This is a genomic window from Flavobacterium sp. ENC (genome assembly GCF_020991415.1).
Lineage (GTDB): Bacteria > Bacteroidota > Bacteroidia > Flavobacteriales > Flavobacteriaceae > Flavobacterium.
In genome coordinates, this window is record NZ_JAJMOY010000001.1 from 1,089,849 (window position 1) to 1,107,568 (window position 17,720).

At 36.6% G+C, this 17,720-nt stretch carries 16 protein-coding genes; 12 read left to right on the forward strand and 4 right to left on the reverse strand.

Features of this window, described 5'->3' with window-relative positions:
- Position 1: 1 nt before the first annotated feature.
- The 3 genes from LPB89_RS04475 (at position 2) to LPB89_RS04485 (ending at position 2,966) form a co-directional block, all read left to right on the forward strand.
- On the forward strand, positions 2-877 hold the full coding sequence (locus LPB89_RS04475) for an aldo/keto reductase family oxidoreductase (protein WP_230700448.1): 876 nt from the start codon (positions 2-4) through the stop codon (positions 875-877).
- A gap of 62 nt (positions 878-939) precedes the next feature.
- On the forward strand, positions 940-1,695 hold the full coding sequence (locus LPB89_RS04480) for an SDR family NAD(P)-dependent oxidoreductase (protein ID WP_230700449.1): 756 nt from the start codon (positions 940-942) through the stop codon (positions 1,693-1,695).
- Between the two features lie 131 nt (positions 1,696-1,826).
- Positions 1,827-2,966, forward strand: a complete 1,140-nt coding sequence (locus tag LPB89_RS04485; protein WP_230700450.1) for an ATP-binding protein — start codon at positions 1,827-1,829, stop codon at positions 2,964-2,966.
- 37 nt (positions 2,967-3,003) lie between these two features.
- Here LPB89_RS04485 and LPB89_RS04490 read toward each other — a convergent pair whose 3' ends face one another.
- Positions 3,004-3,747 carry a DUF3298 and DUF4163 domain-containing protein gene (locus LPB89_RS04490; protein ID WP_230700451.1) on the reverse strand — a complete coding sequence of 248 codons (744 nt, stop codon included), beginning with the start codon at positions 3,745-3,747 and terminating at the stop codon, positions 3,004-3,006.
- A gap of 105 nt (positions 3,748-3,852) precedes the next feature.
- Here LPB89_RS04490 and LPB89_RS04495 point away from each other — a divergent pair, with 105 nt between their 5' ends.
- On the forward strand, positions 3,853-4,995 hold the full coding sequence (locus LPB89_RS04495; RefSeq protein WP_230700452.1) for a cystathionine gamma-synthase: 1,143 nt from the start codon (positions 3,853-3,855) through the stop codon (positions 4,993-4,995).
- Positions 4,996-5,054: 59 nt separating this feature from the next.
- Here LPB89_RS04495 and LPB89_RS04500 read toward each other — a convergent pair whose 3' ends face one another.
- The gene (locus LPB89_RS04500; protein WP_230700453.1) at positions 5,055-5,849 is read right to left on the reverse strand and encodes a glutamate dehydrogenase; all 795 of its coding nucleotides are present in this window, start codon (positions 5,847-5,849) and stop codon (positions 5,055-5,057) included.
- A gap of 323 nt (positions 5,850-6,172) precedes the next feature.
- On the opposite strand from LPB89_RS04500, the gene gdhA reads away from it, so the two are divergent.
- The 6 genes from gdhA (at position 6,173) to LPB89_RS04530 (ending at position 15,632) form a co-directional block, all read left to right on the forward strand.
- A complete protein-coding gene (gene gdhA, locus LPB89_RS04505; RefSeq protein WP_230700454.1) occupies positions 6,173-7,516 on the forward strand; it encodes an NADP-specific glutamate dehydrogenase in 1,344 nt (447 codons plus the stop codon).
- 174 nt (positions 7,517-7,690) lie between these two features.
- Positions 7,691-9,961: a T9SS type A sorting domain-containing protein gene (locus LPB89_RS04510; protein WP_230700455.1), complete on the forward strand. Its 2,271-nt coding sequence runs from the start codon at positions 7,691-7,693 to the stop codon at positions 9,959-9,961.
- 9 nt (positions 9,962-9,970) lie between these two features.
- Entirely contained in the window at positions 9,971-11,005 is a 1,035-nt protein-coding gene (locus LPB89_RS04515) for an acyltransferase (RefSeq protein ID WP_230700456.1), read from the forward strand.
- Entirely contained in the window at positions 10,999-11,712 is a 714-nt protein-coding gene (gene recO / locus LPB89_RS04520; protein ID WP_230700457.1) for a DNA repair protein RecO, read from the forward strand. The genes LPB89_RS04515 and recO overlap by 7 nt, the downstream gene beginning before the upstream one ends.
- 130 nt (positions 11,713-11,842) lie before the next feature.
- Complete coding sequence (gene ileS / locus LPB89_RS04525; protein WP_230700458.1) at positions 11,843-15,244, forward strand: isoleucine--tRNA ligase; 3,402 nt, start codon at positions 11,843-11,845, stop codon at positions 15,242-15,244.
- Positions 15,245-15,251: 7 nt separating this feature from the next.
- Positions 15,252-15,632, forward strand: coding sequence for a TraR/DksA C4-type zinc finger protein (locus LPB89_RS04530; RefSeq protein WP_035681592.1), 381 nt, complete (start codon positions 15,252-15,254; stop codon positions 15,630-15,632).
- Between the two features lie 192 nt (positions 15,633-15,824).
- Here the strand turns inward: LPB89_RS04530 and LPB89_RS04535 are convergent, their stop codons facing one another.
- Together LPB89_RS04535 and LPB89_RS04540 are read right to left on the reverse strand one after the other, a co-directional pair.
- The gene (locus tag LPB89_RS04535; protein ID WP_230700459.1) at positions 15,825-16,205 is read right to left on the reverse strand and encodes a hypothetical protein; all 381 of its coding nucleotides are present in this window, start codon (positions 16,203-16,205) and stop codon (positions 15,825-15,827) included.
- Positions 16,206-16,237: 32 nt separating this feature from the next.
- Entirely contained in the window at positions 16,238-16,594 is a 357-nt protein-coding gene (locus tag LPB89_RS04540; RefSeq protein WP_230700460.1) for a roadblock/LC7 domain-containing protein, read from the reverse strand.
- Between the two features lie 175 nt (positions 16,595-16,769).
- Between LPB89_RS04540 and LPB89_RS04545 the strand changes: the two genes are divergently transcribed.
- On the forward strand, positions 16,770-16,985 hold the full coding sequence (locus LPB89_RS04545; RefSeq protein WP_230700461.1) for a hypothetical protein: 216 nt from the start codon (positions 16,770-16,772) through the stop codon (positions 16,983-16,985).
- A gap of 120 nt (positions 16,986-17,105) precedes the next feature.
- Positions 17,106-17,705, forward strand: a complete 600-nt coding sequence (locus LPB89_RS04550) for a lipoprotein signal peptidase (RefSeq protein WP_230700462.1) — start codon at positions 17,106-17,108, stop codon at positions 17,703-17,705.
- Positions 17,706-17,720 lie beyond the last annotated feature (15 nt).

A 17,720-nucleotide genomic window follows, 5' to 3' on the forward strand; every position in this document is an offset into this window, starting at 1 on the left:
CATGAGCAAAACAACATTATCGCCTATAATTTCAGGTACTATGAATTGGGGAGTATGGGATAAAAACCTTACACCTAAAGAAATGGAAAACATGATACAAATCTGTATCGAAAATAAAATCACCACTTTTGATCACGCCGACATTTACGGATCTTATACCACAGAAGCCGACTTTGGAAAAGCTTTTCACAACAGTAAAATTGCACGCGAAAAATTACAGCTTATCACCAAATGCGGAATCCAGATGATTGCTGAAAATCGTCCGGAGAACAAAATCAAATATTATGACTATTCTAAGGACTATATTGTATGGTCTGTTGAAGAATCCCTGAAAAAATTAAAAACTGACTATGTGGATGTTTTTTTACTCCATAGGCCAAGTCCGTTAATGGAGGCTGATGAAATTGCTGAAGCGGTTGAAAAATTAAAAGCGGAAGGGAAGATTATAGATTTTGGACTTTCTAATTTTACAAATTCACAAACGGAATTAATTCGCCAGAAAACAGAAGTAAGTTACAATCAGGTTCAGTTTTCGGCAACACATTTTGATCCTATGACGGACGGAAGTCTGGATTATATGCAGACACACGGAATAAGACCATTGTCATGGAATCCGCTTGGTACTGTCTTTAGGGAGGATACGAAAAAAACACGTCGTCTGAAAAAATTGCTTTCGACTTTAGTAGAAAAATACCATTTCGGTTCGGATACGCTTTTACTTTCCTGGATTCTGAAACATCCGGCTAAAGTTATTCCGATTGCAGGAACGGTAAATGTTGCCAGAATTCAATCCCTGATGAAAGCAGTCGAACTGGAAATGGATAAAGAAGACTGGTTTGCCATCTGGACAGAAAGTATGGGCGATGATGTAGCGTAGTTTTCAGTAGCAGTATTCAGTATTCAGCTTCTATTGGTGTGAAAAAAAATAAAAAAATCAGCATGAAAAAAACAGTTTTAATTACTGGGGCCACCAGCGGAATTGGAAAAGCAACCGCGCAAATAATGGCAAAAAATAACTATAAAATTATCCTTTGCGGAAGACGTAAAGAGCGTTTGGCAGAACTTGAAAAAGAACTTTCGGCTTTTACGGAAGTACACTCTTTGTCCTTTGATGTTCGTGATAAAGAGACAGTTTTTTCAGCTATAAAATCATTGCCAGCAGAATTTTCGCAAATAGATGTTTTAATTAATAATGCCGGAAATGCTCATGGTCTGGATCCAATTCAAAATGGAAATACTGACGATTGGGATGCTATGATCGATATTAATGTGAAAGGACTTTTGTATGTTTCAAAGGCTATTATTCCACAAATGATCGAAAGAAAAGCGGGACATATTATCAATATCGGTTCTATTGCGGGTAAAGAAGTTTATCCGAATGGAAATGTTTATTGCGCCTCAAAACATGCTGTTGATGCTATTAATAACGGAATGCGAATGGACTTGAATCCATACGGAATTAGAGTAGGAGCAATTCATCCGGGAATGGTCGAGACCGAATTTAGTGAAGTTCGTTTTAAAGGCGATGCAGATAGAGCGTCGAATGTTTATAAAGGTTTGGACGCTTTACAAGCGGAAGATATTGCGGATATTATTCATTTTGTGGTTTCGAGAAAATACCATGTAAACATTGCGGATTTAATTGTATATCCGACGGCGCAAGCCTCGGCAACAATTGTCAAGAAGAATATTTAGATTATTTGACATTGGACTTCTTAGATTTTAGACTAGCTTAGACAGCGGGATTTAAAATTGTTAAAGCTAAAAATTTAAGAAGTCGAATGTCTAAGAAGTCTAAAAATCTAACCTCTAAGAAGTCTAATTAAATGATCAACAAACGTCTTTTAATAAAAAATTTACTCGCTCATAATGACGAGAGCAGTTTTTATGACAAAAAAAGACAGTTGAATCTGCATACCCGTGAAGGAAAGGGCAAGTTTCTGAAACACATTTGTGCCTTATCCAATTCAAACCCTACCAACAATTCCTATATTGTCGTGGGTGTTGAAGATCAGGATAATGAAATTGTCGGGGATGATTTCTTTGATGACAGCCGGATTCAGAATCTGGTGAATGCTTTTTTAGAAAACCCGCCTAAAATCCAGTACGAGAATGTGCCTTTTCCAAATCTTCCGAAAGATAGAGTGATCGGTCTGGTAACCATTAAACCCAAAAATAAAATATCGTATTTCAAGAAAGGAATACATACCATTGTGGCCAATAGTGTTTTTGTGAGGCGTGGCAGTAATTCGGTTCCTGTTGAAGGGGAGATTGAAAAGAATTATCAGAACACGGAAACGGTTATTGGAATCGAAAACAGTTCCCGAAACAGTATTCAGTATACCCTGGACGGCGTTATTGATTTTATGAATTTCAGGCACAAAGACATGTCGCCTAAATACAATGTTTTTAAGGAATTGTTTGTGATCTGCTGGGCGGGAGTTCCCAAAAAATCAAGGGATAAAACCTTTTTATCCCGTGTGGATATCGAACTGATCAACGAACAGATTAAACTTTTTTATTCGGCTCTGGATGTAGTTACCATTGTTTTTGACGACGATAGTTTTACCATTACCGAATATGTTCCGTTAGGACTGAACGATAAAACGAGTTATTATCCTTTGGAGGAACAAACGATTCGGTTTTTTGATAACGGCTATTATAAGATTGACCGCAAAATGCTTTTTCAGCCACCGGAATTCAACAGGCGAATGTTGTATCATATTTACAATTCGAATGTGGCATTGCTTCAGAAATTGCAAAAAGGATTTACGCTTTCGGAACGCGAAATGTTCGATTTGGAAAATCTGCCGTCTACTTTTATGATTTGTTATCTGAATGGTTTTGAAGATGCCAGGCAAAGATTAATAGACTCAAAAGTGCTTTTAAAACCTTTTGGGCAAGTTTATTTATCTTTTAAAGAAGCCTTGCGAATTTTAAGGAAAATGAAATATGATGTTCAGTAGTAAGATTCAAAATTACAGCAGCCCGAAGCAACTAATTTTATTGATAGCGTAAATAGGCCCTGACTTTATCGTAGGGGAACAGGATTTCCTTTGCTCCTTCTGCATAAGAAGCGGCTTCATAAGAGTTGTAATACAAGAGCAATCCTTCTTCGGTATAAAAAATATTCTGCGGCAGCTGAAACTGGTCGTTTTCGAACATTAGTCCGGTGGCATTGATATTGGCTTTCTCCGGTATATTGTATTTGGCCCGGAATTCTTTTTCGGCGAAAGCCTTAAATTGTTTTGAATTCTTAAAAATCTGATCGTTAAAAATTGCCTTACCGGTTTTAGGATTGAACAATAAAGAGCGGAACCCCTGATACCCGTGAGCGCCTCCTGTAAAAGTATAATGATCGATTTTTATATTCAGAATCTGTTCCGACTGAAATTCGATATTACCAACAATTTTAGCTTCCCAGCCGAACGTTTCACTCGGAAATTTTTTATGCATTTCTTCATATGAAGCAATAAATGACGAAGCTAAGGTATTGTAGTCGGAGGACTTTAATGGTGTCTCTTCAAAATAGACAATTTCCTTTACAGTCGAATATATTTTTTTATTGATGCTGTCTGCAACGATTTTACTATTTTTTGCAATTGGAATATCCATGTAAATAGAAGGGCAGTCTTTATCGCAGGGCAGGGTGGTTTTTTTTTCAAATGTTTCATTTTCAAATGAAAGCTCTTTGTTACAACTAATGCATATCAGAAACAAAAAGACTAAAAAAGTATACTGTTTCATGTCTAAAAGTGTTAATTATATACAAAGGTAAGGAGTTGTGGCTGGATTAAAATAAATTAAACGGTAAATTTGTACTGTTAAATTTGGTTTAAAAAACGTAACTATATGAAATTCAATACGAAAGTAATACATGGTGGTCAGCATCATGATCCAAGTACAGGAGCTGTTATGCCTCCTGTTTATCAAACTTCAACTTATATTCAGACGAGTCCGGGACAGCCATTGGGCGATTATGAATACAGCAGGGCAGCAAATCCTACCCGTACGGCTTTGGAAAATGCTTTGGCGAGTATTGAAAATGGTACCCGCGGACTGGCTTTCTCCTCTGGTCTGGCAGCGACAGATTGTATTTTGAGAGGATTCAAAGCCGGAGATGAAGTAATCGCGATGGATGATTTATATGGCGGAACCTATAGAATGTTCTCGAGAATTTATAAAGATTCAGGCATTAAGTTTCACTTTGTGGATATGACTAATATTGAAAAACTGAAGTCATTGATCAATGAGAATACAAAATTGATTTGGGTTGAAACACCAACAAATCCGTTAATGAAACTGGCCGATATTCAGGAAATTTCAAAAATCACCAAAGAACGTAAAATCTGGTTGGCCGTAGACAATACTTTTGCAACACCTTACTTGCAAAAACCTCTTGATCTGGGTGCTGATATCGTGATGCATTCTGCTACAAAATATCTGGGAGGACACTCTGACGTTATTGCCGGCGCCCTGATTGTAAAGGATGAAGCTTTGGGTGAACAATTGCACTTTCAGCAATTCGCAACCGGAGCGACACTTGGACCGATGGACAGCTTTTTGGTTTTAAGAGGAATTAAGACGCTTTCATTAAGAGTACAAAGGCATTGCGAAAATGGGGAAAAAGTAGTGGAGTACTTAACGAAACATCCAAAAATTAAAACAGTTTACTATCCCGGACTACCAAGCCATCCTTTTCATGAGATTGCCAAAAAACAGATGAAGGCTTTTGGAGGAATGGTTTCTTTTACTTTCAATTCAGGTAAAAAAGAAGATTCAGTTGAATTTTTGGAAAAACTTAAAGTTTTTACCCTGGCCGAATCATTGGGTGGAGTAGAATCATTGGCAAATCACCCTGCTTTAATGACACACGCCTCTATTCCTGCGGATAAAAGAGCTGAGGTAGGTATCACTGATGACTTAGTTCGATTAAGTGTTGGAATTGAAGATGCAGAAGATTTAATAGCCGATTTAGAGCAGGCATTAGCATAAAAAAACAAAACCCCAATTCGAAAGAGTTGGGGTTTTGTTTATAAATTATTTTGTCAATTCTAGAACTCCAGATAGTAGATATAACCTACGTTAAACCATACTTGTGAATCGTTCGATTTGTTTTCTTTGTAAAGATCTTTGTTAGGATTTAATCCGTCAACCCAGTCAGAGCTAAAACCCTGATAACGGATATCGAACATTAAATCGCTCATTTCTGCCAATTTGTAGTGAACACCTACACCGGTTACAACAGATAAAACAACGCCGGTTTCTGTAGAAAATCCAAAGGCACGACCATCTGAGGGCGTTAAGTATTTTGGATACGTGGCTTGCGTAGTTCCTAAAGTCCCTAATGATGATTCAGATTTTGTTGAATAATAACTAACCTGAACTCCTAAACTTACGTAAGGACTAAAGCTGCCGACCGTATTTTCGAAATCATGTATTTTCATAAAAGGAGAAAATTCCAGTTGGGTACCAAGATTTAACAAAGTAGAACTGCCGGTCATGGCTTTAAGTTGTTCTGTTGTTATTTTAGGCGGAGTTCTGTCAACTGCTTCTCCAAAATGTTTTAAATCAGTTTTGTTGAATGACAATTCCGATCTGACTTTGAAATGTTCAGAAAAAAAATGTTCCCGGTTATTGTTGGCCGAAAAATTGATAAAGTGAACAATTCCTACACCAAATCCGGTATTTCCGACATTGGTTTTAAAATTGTGTCTTTGTCCATAATCAGACTGAAAAGATACGGGGCCGAATATAATTCCTACTTCTTGTGCAATAGATTGAGCATTTGCAGTAGTTGAGGAGATTCCGAATAAGGCAAATAATGTGAGTACTATAGGTTTAAGCATGAGTTTGGGCTTTCAAATCTTGGCAAATATATAAAAAACATGTACGATTCAAAATATAATATTGTCCTATTAGAAAATAAGTAGCAAAATACTTAATTTGCTAACTTTAATTCGGTTGTTTTGATGTAAATTTAGAAGTGTAAAATACTATTTTTAGGATTGTTTGAAAAATATACAATTCGTTGATTGAAACGAAAAAAAATAACATTGAATTGTCAATTTACTATATCTTTGTGTGTCAAAACGAAAACGTTTTCTTAAACGTGTTTTCTAAGTTTAAAAGAGTCAGAATAAAATAATTTACTAGAATAATTTATTTAGAAATGGAACAAAAAATAAATGAATTTATGGCTCTTGTAGAGTCAAAAAATCCAAACGAGCCAGAATTTCTTCAAGCCGTTAGAGAATTTGCAGAAACGGTAATTCCATTTATTGCAGAAAGAAAAAAGTATGATGGAAAAAACTTACTTCTTAGAATTGCAGAACCGGAACGTTCTATAATTTTCAGGGTTCCATGGGTAGATGATAACGGAGAGATCATTGTAAACAGAGGTTTTAGAATTCAGATGAATTCAGCAATCGGACCTTATAAAGGAGGAATAAGATTTCACCATACGGTAAACTTGTCTGTATTAAAATTTCTTGCTTTTGAACAAGTTTTTAAAAATAGCCTTACCACACTTCCTATGGGAGGTGGAAAAGGAGGTTCTGATTTTGATCCTGAAGGAAAATCGGATGGTGAAATCATGCGTTTTTGCCAGTCGTTTATGACTGAATTATGCCGTCATATTGGTCCTGATCTGGATGTTCCTGCCGGGGATATCGGGGTAGGCGCCAGAGAAATCGGATACTTATTTGGTCAGTACAAAAGAATCAGAAATGAATTTACAGGTGTTTTAACCGGAAAAGGAATTGCTTACGGAGGTTCATTGATACGTCCTGAGGCTACCGGATATGGTGTTGTGTATTTTACAGATCAGATGTTGCGTACTATCGGACATGAAATTAAAGGAAAAAGAGTGGCTATTTCAGGTTTCGGAAATGTTGCCTGGGGTGTGGCGTTAAAAATAAATGAATTAGGAGGGAAAGTAGTTACGATTTCCGGACCTGATGGTTACATTTATGATGAAGAAGGAATTTCCGGAGAGAAAATCGAACATATGGTAGAAATGAGAGCAACGGGTGATAACAGAGCTGAAGTTTATACTAAAAAATATCCAAATGCTGTTTTCCACAAAGGGAAAAGCCCATGGGAAGTAAAAGTGGATATCGCTATTCCTTGCGCTACTCAAAACGAACTGAACGGGGAAGATGCCAAAAAATTAATTGATAATGGTGTACTATGTGTTACGGAAGCTGCAAATATGCCTTCAACATTAGATGCTATCAAATTATTCCTGGATAATAAAGTATTATTCGCTCCCGGAAAAGCTGCAAATGCCGGTGGAGTTGCTGCTTCAGGACTAGAAATGACCCAAAATTCAATTCGTCTGAACTGGACCAGTGAAGAAGTAGATTTGAGACTGAAAGATATCATGGTTGGAATTCACAACCAATGTAAAAAATATGGCGTTGGCGAAGATGGTTACGTAAATTATGTAAAAGGAGCTAACATTGCCGGATTCGTTAAAGTTGCTGATGCTATGCTTGCTCAGGGTGTAGTATAATTTTAAGAACTATTTTATAAATGCCTTCATTCGTCTTAACGAGGAATGAAGGCATTTTTTTTTGTTTTTAAATAATAAAATTCGTGATCCCTAATAACGTGAATTATTTATGAAGAGAACAAAATTCAAATACTTACGTTTGTAGTATATTTGTCCATCCGAACATAATTGATAATGAAGAGAAGGTTTTTGTATATTTTGTTTTTATTGCTGATGCAATTTGCTGTCGCACAGAATAAACTGTCCTGGCAGGGCTATTTTTCGTTTAATGAAATAAAAGATATTTCAGAAAGCACAACCACTGTTTTTGCGGCTTCAGAAAACGCAATTTTTGCCAGCAACCAGACAAACAAAAGTGTTAAAACAACGACTACTGTCGAAGGACTTTCAGGACAAACGATTTCTGCTGTTTATTATAGTGAGACTTCTAAGAAAACTTTAATAGGATATGAAAATGGTTTGTTGACTATCGTTAATGAAACGGACGGAAGCATTTCAAAAAAAGTAGATATTATCAATAAACAGTTAGCTCCTAATTTAAAAAAAATCAATCACTTTATGGAGCATGACGGCCTTGTGTATGTCTCCTGTGATTTTGGAATTGTACAGTTTAATTTAAAAACATTACAATTTGGGGATACCTATTTTATTGGGGATAATGGTGCTGAAATAAGCGTAAAACAAAGTTCTTTTTTTAACGGGTTTATTTATGCTGCGACTTCAAACGGAATCCGAAAAGCGGATAGTGCGAATGCGAATTTAATCGATTTCAATCAGTGGAGTATAGTTAATTCAGGAGATTGGTCGAGCGTTGAAACATTCGATACACAGCTTATTGCAATTAATGCTGCAGGATACGTTCACAGGTATAATTCCAACACCTTTACAGGATTTATTCAGCTCCCGCAAACGGCTGTAGACATGCGGGCTAAAAATCATAATCTATTTATCACGACAGCCAATACGGTCTATGTTTATAATAGCCAAATGGTCCTGAGCCGTCAGATTAGCAATACGCAGGTGCTGAATGATAAAGTGAGTTTTAGCTGTGCTACAACTGTTGGAGACTTAATTTATATTGGTACCGCTGAAAATGGATTGTTCTCGTCAACACTTTCGGGAGCTTCTGCCTTTGAGAACAGTACACCAAAAGGTCCTTTGCGGAATAGTGTTTTTGCGCTTCAGGCGACAACAAATTCGTTATGGACTGTTTTTGGAGATTATTCAGGAGTCTATAATCCATATCCGAAAGACAGTTACGGGATTAGTAAATTCAGTCAGGATCAGTGGCTGGATATTCCTTATGAGGAAGTTCTGGGTGCCAAATCTTTAGTAAGAATAGCAGTAGATCCAAATAATGAAAATAAAGTATATGCAGGTTCTTACGATGCCGGTTTATTAAAGATAGAAAAAGAAGTGCCTATTTATCTCTATGGAACAGGAAACAGCTCGTTAGACGCTATTCCGGGTACGCCTGATGTCTGGATAAACGGAACCGTGTTTGATAAATCCGGAAATTTATGGATGAATAACAGCCTGGTGGATAACGGGATCAAAATGCTTAAACCAAACGGAGACTGGCAGGTTTATTCGACAAAATCAATCATCACAAATGTTGCAAGTTGTCCTTTTGGCCGGATGTCAATTGATAAAAACGGAACAAAATGGATGGCGACCTATAATAATGGGATTATCGGATTTAATGAAAAAGGAAATGTTTTCAAAAAAATCACAATGGGCAGTGATGCCGGAAATCTTCCTTTTATTGATGCACGTGTGGCAACTCCTGACAATAACAATCAGCTCTGGATAGGAACCGCAAAAGGACTAAGGATTCTTTCGAATGTGAACAGCTTTTTAACAGACCCCCAATTAACAACAAAACCGATCATTATTCTGGAAGATGGGTTGGCACAGGAACTGCTGTACGAACAGTTTATTACAGATATTGTAGTCGACGGATCCAACAACAAATGGATCGCGACTGCCGATTCCGGTGTTTTTCTGGTTTCTCCGAATGGTCAGGAAACCAAATATCATTTCACCATAAACAATTCTCCTTTGCCTAGTAATACCATAAACGATATTGACATTAACAGCGCGACAGGGGAAGTTTTTATAGCAACAGACAAGGGACTTATTTCTTTTAAAGGAGTATCAACTGCCGCAAATGATAATTTGAATGAGGTGTATGTTTATCCAAATCCAGTTCGCCCTAATTATGGAGGAACAGTAAAAGTAGCGGGATTACTGGATAAAGCGAATGTAAAAATTACGGATATTGAAGGTAATCTCGTTTACGAAACGACCTCCGAAGGCGGAACAATAGAGTGGGATACCACCGCTTTTGGCAGATATAAAGTAGCTTCCGGAGTGTATATGATTTTTATCTCGGCTCAGGACGGAGCTGAAACTAAAGTTAAAAAAGTAATGATTATCAGGTAGTTTGGCGCTATGAATACTAAAAATTGTTTTGACTTTTTACGGTTTTTCTTTGCTGCAAATATTCTGTTGGCACATCTTTCGGAACTTTCTCAAAATAGTAACCTGGCTTTTTTGTCCCATTTTTCTAATGCTATTATTGCTATAAAAGGATTCTTCGTAATAAGCGGTTTTCTGGTGGCTAAAAGTTTTGTGAATACGTCTTCATTAAAAGAGTATTTCATCAAACGGGCCAAAAGGATTTTGCCGGCTTATGTGGTTGTGGTCGTTTTTTCAGTTTTAATTTTTTCTTTCTTTAGCAGCGCTGATTTTTTGGATTATTTTTCAGATAGCAATACCTATAAATATTTGGGATGGAATTTGGTTTTTCTAAATTTCATGCAGCCCTGCCTGCCGGGGCTTTTTGAAGGCAATCTTCTTTGTGCTGTAAATGGGGCTTTGTGGACCTTAAAAGTGGAGGAAGGATTTTATATTGTTTTGCCTTTGATTTTTTACGCAATTAAAAAGACAAAAAGACCCATTTTGATACTTGTAAGTCTTTATTTTCTGTCATTACTCTATTGGTTTATGATGGATTCTTATTTCAATAAACCCTTATTAGCGAAACAACTGCCGGGTTATTTGTCTTATTTCGTAACAGGAATTTTTCTGTTTTTGAATTTTGAGTTCATTATGAAATTCAAAAAAACAATTTTGATGTTTTCGGTTTTGATATTACTGAGTTATTATTTTTCAAATCTTCAAACCGATGTATTTTACCCTGCAGCTTTTGGCTGTATTGTGATCATTATGGCCTACAATCTTCCTTTTTTGAATAATTTCGGGAAGTATGGTGATTTTACTTATGGACTTTACATTTACCATTTTCCTGTTATTCAGATTTTCAGGCAATATGATTTGTTCGAAAAATACAATGCTTATTTAATGGCCGTTGCTGTAATTTTGATTACTTTGTTCTTTGCTGTCCTGTCCTGGTTTTTAATCGAACGAAGATTTCTGGATAGATTTAAAACGAATAAACCAAAGCCCATTCCGACGGTATGTTAGTCAAAACCAAAGCAATTGTAATTTCCTCTTTAAAATTTCAGGAAAAAAGCCTGATCGTAAAATGTTTTACGCTTTCCAACGGCCTGAAATCTTATTTTGTACGCGATGCTTTTTCGAGCCGGAAAGCCAGTCAGAAAATTGCTTATTTTCAGCCTTTGTCCATTCTCGAAATTGAAGCCGTGCATAAAAACAAAGGAACTTTGGAGAATTTTAAGGAAATAAAAACGGCAGTTCCTTTTCAGAGTATTCATACTGATATTGTAAAAAGTACCATGGTCATGTTTCTGTCGGAAATGCTTCATTATTCCATTCAGGAAGAAGAAAAAAACGAATCGCTATTTACGTTTTTGGAGACCGCTTTGACCTGGCTGGATCATCATGATGATATTTCTAATTTTCATTTAATCCTGCTTCTCGAAACCACTAAGTATTTAGGGTTTTATCCGGATGTTTCCGAAATAGAACTGCCGTTTTTTGAAATGTATGACGGGGTTTTTACCCTTTTTCATGGTGTAGGTTCGCTGACGGAACACGAAAGTACTTTGTTTAAAAAACTTATTGATTTAAAATTTGATAATGACCAGAAAGTTTTTCATGTAATTGAAAGGCAAATACTACTTAAAATACTGATTGACTACTACAGCTTTCACTTAGACGGATTCAAAAAACCAAAATCTTTGGAAGTTTTAAAAGAAGTTTTCTCTTAAATTTTAGAAAACGCAACTATTTTTTGCGGAATCTGACTGAAATTACGGGACATCACTCTTTTTTCTTTCATCTTTTATCTATTTACCTCAAAATTCCTTACTTTCGCACCTCGATTAAGAAAAGGATAAAATGAGCACAAAATTTACTGAATACAAAGGACTTGACTTGCCAACAGTAGCGTCAGAAGTACTTGATTTTTGGAAGAAAGAAAATATATTTGAAAAGAGTGTAACAACTCGCGAAGGTGCTGAGCCTTACGTATTTTTTGAAGGTCCGCCTTCAGCAAACGGATTACCGGGAATTCACCACGTGATGGCACGTGCCATTAAAGATATTTTTTGCAGATACAGAACTCAAAAAGGTTTTCAGGTAAAAAGAAAAGCTGGCTGGGACACGCACGGACTACCTGTAGAATTGGGTACCGAAAAAGAACTTGGAATCACAAAAGAAGATATTGGCAAGACCATTTCTATCGAAGAATATAACGAAGCGTGTAAAAAAACCGTTATGCGTTATACCGACGTATGGAATGATTTGACCGAAAAAATGGGGTACTGGGTTGATATGGAAGATCCGTATGTGACGTACAAACCCAAATATATGGAATCGGTTTGGTGGCTTTTGAAACAAATCTACGATAAAGGTTTGTTGTACAAAGGTTATACGATTCAGCCGTATTCCCCAAAAGCAGGAACAGGATTGTCTTCTCACGAAGTAAATCAGCCCGGAGCTTACCGTGATGTTACGGATACTACGATTGTAGCGCAATTCAAAACTTTACCGGAAACATTGCCAAGCTTTTTACAGGGTTTTGGAGAAATCCACATCTTAGCCTGGACGACAACGCCATGGACATTGCCATCGAACACCGCTTTGACCGTTGGTCCAAAAATTGACTACGTTTTAGTAAAAACATTCAATCAGTATACATTCGAACCTGTAAATGTGGTTCTGGCTAAAAATTTAGTCGGAAAACAATTCGGGAAAGGGTTTTTCGCAAGCGAAGACGATGCTGACTTTGACAAAGTGAAAAACGGCGACAAACAACTTCCGTACAAAATTCTGGCAGAAGCAAAAGGTGCTGACTTAGTTGAAATCCGTTACGAACAATTATTACCGTATGTGTTGCCTTATCAAAATGCTGAAAATGCCTTTAGGGTAATTGCCGGAGATTTCGTGACTACAGAAGACGGTACAGGAATTGTACATACCGCCCCGACTTTTGGTGCCGATGATGCTAAAGTGGCAAAAGAAGCTAAGCCCGAAATTCCGCCGATGCTGGTTTTGGACGAAAGCGGAACAGCTGTGCCGCTGGTAGATTTACAAGGAAAGTTTACCTCTCATTTAGGGGATCTTGCCGGTAAATACGTTAAAAACGAATATTACGATGAAGGACAAGCTCCGGAACGTTCTGTTGATGTTGAGATCGCTATTCGATTAAAAGAAGAAAATAAAGCCTTTAAGGTTGAAAAATACGTACATAGTTATCCACACAGCTGGAGAACTGATGAACCGTTATTATATTATCCGCTAGATTCATGGTTTATTAAAGTAACCGATGTAAAAGATAGAATGTTCGACCTGAACGAAACTATCAATTGGAAGCCTAAGTCTACTGGTGAGGGACGTTTTGGAAACTGGCTGAAAAATGCCAACGACTGGAACTTATCTCGTTCTAGATATTGGGGTATTCCGTTGCCAATTTGGAGAACTGAAGATAAAAAAGAAGAAGTTCTTATTGGCTCTGTTGAAGAATTGTACAATGCGATTGAAAAATCTATCGAAGCTGGTTTTCAAAAAGAAAATCCGTTTAAAGGTTTTGAAATCGGAAACATGTCCGAATCCAATTATGATTTAATTGATTTGCACAAAAATGTAGTGGATGGAATTACTTTAGTTTCAGCTTCAGGCCAGCCAATGAAACGCGAAAGCGATTTGATTGATGTCTGGTTCGATTCTGGTGCAATGCCTTATGCACAATGGCATTATCCTTTTGAAAATAAAGATAAAATCGACGAGAATAAAGATTTCCCTGCGAATTTCATCGCAGAAGGTGTAGATCAGACTCGTGGATGGTTTTATACCTTACACGCTATCGGAACTTTGGTTTTTGATAAAGTAGCGTATAAAAATGTAGTTTCAAACGGTTTGGTTCTGGATAAAGACGGAATAAAAATGTCTAAGAGTAAAGGGAATACGATAGACCCTTTTAAAACCATTGAAGAATATGGTCCTGATGCCACCCGCTGGTACATGATTATGAATGCGAATCCGTGGGACAACCTGAAATTTGATTTGGAAGGAATTGCTGAGGTGCGTCGTAAATTCTTCGGAACTTTATACAACACCTATTCTTTCTTTTCGCTATATGCCAATATCGATGGATTTAAATATGAAGAAGCTGAAATTCCGTTAAACGAAAGACCTGAAATCGATCAGTGGATTATGTCTGAATTGCATTCCTTAATAAAATTTGTGGATGAATGTTATGAAGATTATGAGCCTACAAAAGCAGCAAGGGCTATTTCTGACTTCGTACAGGAAAATCTGAGTAACTGGTATGTTCGTTTGTGTCGTCGTCGTTTCTGGAAAGGCGAATACGCTCACGATAAAATTGCAGCGTATCAGACGCTTTATACTTGTCTGCTAACGATCAGTAAATTAAGCGCTCCAATCGCTCCTTTTTTCATGGATAAATTGTACCGCGACTTGACAATTTCAACAGGATCTGAGAACTATGCCAGTGTTCACTTGGCTGAGTTTCCAAAATTTGTCGAAAACTTTGTTAATAAAACGTTAGAAAGCAAAATGCAGAAGGCCCAAACCATCTCTTCTCTTGTTTTATCACTCCGTAAAAAGGAAATGATCAAAGTACGTCAGCCGCTGCAAAAGGTAATGATTCCGGTACTTGATGAGAATCAAAGAGCTGAAATCGAAGCAATTTCCGAGCTTATAAAGGCAGAGGTAAACGTTAAAGAAATCATGCTTTTAGATGATGCTTCCGGTATCTTAGTAAAGCAGATTAAGCCTAACTTTAAGACTTTAGGACCGCGCTTTGGAAAAGATATGGGCTTGATTTCTAAGGAAATACAAGGTTTTTCTTCGGATCAGATCAATCAGTTGGACAAGCAGGGGACGTTAGATATTGTTATTGCTGGAAATAATGTAACTTTATCTCTGGAAGATGTCGAAATAACATCTCAGGATATCGAAGGATGGCTGGTAGCAAATTCAAACGGAATTACAGTTGCGCTTGATATAACAATCACCGAAGATTTGAAAAAAGAAGGTATTGCGAGAGAATTGGTAAACAGAATTCAGAATATCCGTAAAGATTCAGGATTTGAGGTGACTGATAAGATTAAAGTACAAATTAAAAGAAGCGGCCTTTTAGAGGAAGCTATTTTAAAAAATGAAGACTATATTAAGTCGGAGACATTAACAGATAATTTGATTTTTACTGATGCTCTGGAAAGCGGCACAGAAATTGAGTTTGACGATATTAAAACAATGATATTAATTTCAAAATAATATAAAAATGGTAGATGAAATTACAAGATACTCTGACGCCGATTTGGCGGAGTTCAAAGAAATAATCCAAAATAAAATACAAAAAGCACAAGCCGATCTGGATTTAATAAAAAGTGCTTACATGAATGATCTGAATAATGGGACAGATGATACTTCCCCAACTTTCAAAGCTTTCGAAGAAGGAAGTGAAACAATGTCAAAAGAAGCGAACTCACAGTTGGCTATCAGACAGGAAAAGTTTATTCGCGATTTGAAGAATGCATTATTCCGTGTAGAAAATAAAACATATGGTATCTGCAAAGTAACAGGTAAACTTATCGGTAAAGAAAGACTGAAAATCGTGCCTCACGCTACAATGAGTATCGAAGCAAAAAATCTGCAACGATAAGATATACAAATATGAAACGCTCCTTTTTGGGGCGTTTTTTATGAAGTATTATCCGGGGATTATCTTAATGTCTTACGCCTGAAGAGAAAATAGGCAGTGAGGGTACTTAGCCGTGCAGGGTTAAAAAAATATTGCTTAATTGGAACTGTCTTGATTAAGGTCAGTTCTAATTAAGCAATAAAATATAGGGCATTACGCTAAATTCTTTTCCAGTTCCAGTTTATGTTTTTTCAGGATGGCTCTTGTCATCCCTAAATTTGCTTTAGAAGAGTCTGCCGCTAGGTAAATCATGAATTTTTTATTCGGTGAGATATCAATAATATGAATTTGGGATGAAAGCGTAATTAAGATGTCTTCAATGTCCTGATTTAAATTTAAAGCTTTTACGGCATTTAATTTTGCTTTAACAACTTCAAGGTTATACGCAGCTGCCAGTTCAGGGTCAAAAGAGGGGTCTAAACTTAAATTACCAAAGCTTAATCCAGATTCAATTTCGGTTACGGCAATAGCAATAAAGCCGTTTACGTTTGTTTTCATTTCATTTAAAAACACGTTTAAAAAGTCGTTACTCATAATGTTGTGGTTTTTGTGGTTAATAGATTTATTTATTTCAATAGGGAATTTTTGCTTAATTCTGTGGACAGTTCATCTGTTGTACGCATCAATAGTCCAAGATTGCTCCCGTCTTTTGAAAAAGCCACGACAAAGTTTGAGCCGCTGATTTTATTTCCTATGACAACCCCTTCTGCTGTTTTTAAAAACAACTGCTTCAAAGAACCCTTATCCAGATCCGATAAGAATTTTTCACTCATGGATAAAATAGCTGCACTCATGGCGGCTACACTGTCTCCGTAATCTATATGCAGTGATGTAATGAGTTTTCCTTTTCCGTTTACAATTAGTGCTGATGTTGATTTTGTATTAACCAGAAAATCGTTCAGGATGGTAGTGATTTCATTCATTTTGGAAGGATTTAAGGAGTTGTTAAAATATGTTACTATTCATAGTGTATTTAAAGTTCGGGATGTATTCTGACTAAACTACTGTTAATTTTACTAACAAATATAAATTATTTTATGTATCATTGTATTACCGAACGAATAATAATTTAATTTTTTTACTGTAAAACCTTACATTATGGCTAAAGTGTTGAAATTCAAAGATGTTAACTCGGATGTTGAAAACAGAATGAAAGAGTTTGAGAAAATTAGGGTTAAATTGAAATCCCAGATCACAAAGGATGCGGCTAAAAAATCCACTGCAGGAAAAGAAGGGAAAGGTTTGTTTAAATCCCTTACTGAATTTTTTACGGATGCTCCTAAAACAGCAGGAAATTCAAGTGTTAAAAAATAGGTATGTCTAGCGGGTCAAAATTATTTTTAGGCCGCTTTATTTTATTATAAAACAATTAACGCTCCTTAAGGGGCGTTCTTTTTGATTAAATTATTACTTTTGCCATCAAAATTTCATAAAATGTCATTACGAAAATCGTATTTCCTTATATTTTTAGTTTTACTTATCGATCAGCTTTCTAAAATTTACGTAAAAACAAACTTTGTCTTAGGTGAGGAAGTTGTGATTACGGACTGGTTTAGAATTCATTTTATAGAAAATGAAGGAATGGCCTGGGGAACCAAAATTCCCGGCGAATATGGTAAATTAATTTTGACCGTCTTTAGGATTTTTGCTGTATTCGGAATCGGATACTGGTTGGCTGATGCCATAAAAAAACGCCATTCAACTTATCTGATCGTTTCTATTGCCTTAATTTTTGCCGGTGCAGCCGGAAACATACTGGATTCTGTTTTTTACGGAGTAATTTTTGACGACAGCACACATAATCTGGCAACGCTTTTTTCACCAACTCCATACGGAACCTGGTTTCATGGTTTGGTAGTGGATATGTTTTATTTTCCGATTTGGGAAGGTAATCTGCCAGCCTGGCTGCCTTTAGTCGGAGGTAAGCATTTTATGTTTTTCAACGCTATTTTCAATGTTGCCGACATGGCGATCTCGACCGGTGTTGGTATCCTGCTGGTGTTTAATAAGAGAGCATTTCCAAAACATTCATAAAAGGTAGAAAATACC